Genomic DNA, 760 nt, shown 5'->3' with positions numbered 1-760 from the left:
ACCTTTACATACCTGACAGTGTACCCGTTCCTAAACCATTCAACCCTGGGTATCCAGAAAATGGTGAATTCTTAGTGATAGAACAACTTCTTCTTGATGCCGGTGTTCTTCCAGAAGGCGAAAATTTAGCGGAAGTCGATGCCAATGGTTACGTACAGCGGATGACAGGAGAGGATGGCTGTGCCACATTCTTCGTTCTCGTTCCAAATGTTCGCGGTGAAGATCCCGCGCCTTATGAAGTGAGCGAAAGCCTTTCTGCTGCATGGAACAATACCAGTGATCACACCATTTCGTTCGACGTAAAATCTGTCATGAAAATGGAAAATGGCGTCCCTCTCATTATCGGTGAAGTTTACAACCGCAGTGACGCACTTAATGGTAATGAAGTGCACTTCAATAACATTTGTGAAATCACTGCAGACTTCGACACCAAAGGTTACTGGCACAACAAAAATGGCTTAAGTGAACTAACTGAAGCCGACAGAGTATATGTGAATGGATTAGCCCCTTACGCCTCTCCAAGTAACTACTTTGGAGCTGGTGACGAGCCATTTGACGGTAAATTTACTGGTGGAGAGCCAGTTGAAGCCGCATTTAGCGGCGATTCTGCTACTTGGATGGCCGGGACTTGGCAATCCGAAGTGTCACAATTCTTGGTCGATAGCAATGGCAACGCGGACCTTAACGAGCATAAAGAGCAGCGAGCTCAGCAACTGCTTGCATTTATCTTTAACACTCGACATCGCCCAACCTCTGAGGG

Annotated in this window: 1 pseudogene; it reads left to right on the top strand. The window is 46.6% G+C overall.

Annotated features, from left to right (window positions below):
• Positions 1 to 760 (top strand): annotated as a pseudogene (locus R8O11_RS27115) (hypothetical protein); the annotation flags it as partial.

This window comes from Vibrio sp. 1288 (assembly GCF_033344475.1).
Note: the sequence above shows the minus strand (reverse complement) of the source record. Positions and strands in the feature narration are given on the sequence as shown.